Source organism: Bacillus cereus group sp. Bce019 (genome assembly GCF_051781745.1).
Taxonomy (GTDB): Bacteria; Bacillota; Bacilli; order Bacillales; family Bacillaceae_G; genus Bacillus_A; species Bacillus_A cereus.
The window spans coordinates 1-326 of record NZ_JBPWJX010000079.1 but is presented as its reverse complement, the minus strand read 5'-3'; the positions used below and the strand labels follow the sequence as shown (position 1 = coordinate 326).

The following is a 326-nucleotide window of genomic DNA, read 5'->3' as shown; positions in this document are numbered from 1 at the left end:
ATGGCTAAAAATATGGAAGATAACGGCATCCAATTGGCATTCGGTCAAACAGTTAAAGAAGTTGCTGGTAATGGAAAAGTTGAAAAAATTATTACTGATAAGGCTGAATATGATGTGGATATGGTTATCTTGGCTGTAGGTTTCCGTCCAAACACTGCTTTTGCAGGTGACAATATCGAGCGTTTCCGTAATGGTGCCTTCCTTGTCAACAAACACCAAGAAACTTCCATCCCAGGTGTTTATGCAATCGGTGACTGTGCGACAATCTACGATAATGCAACTCGCGAAACGCTCGATATTGTCACCTGCAAAAGCAGTGTTTGGAC

The 326-nt window shown here is 41.7% G+C and carries 1 protein-coding gene; it reads left to right on the top strand.

Annotated elements, in window-relative coordinates:
• Positions 1–326 (top strand): NAD(P)/FAD-dependent oxidoreductase (locus ACS2QP_RS27505; RefSeq protein ID WP_438883030.1); only part of this gene is annotated, 326 nt, incomplete at both ends.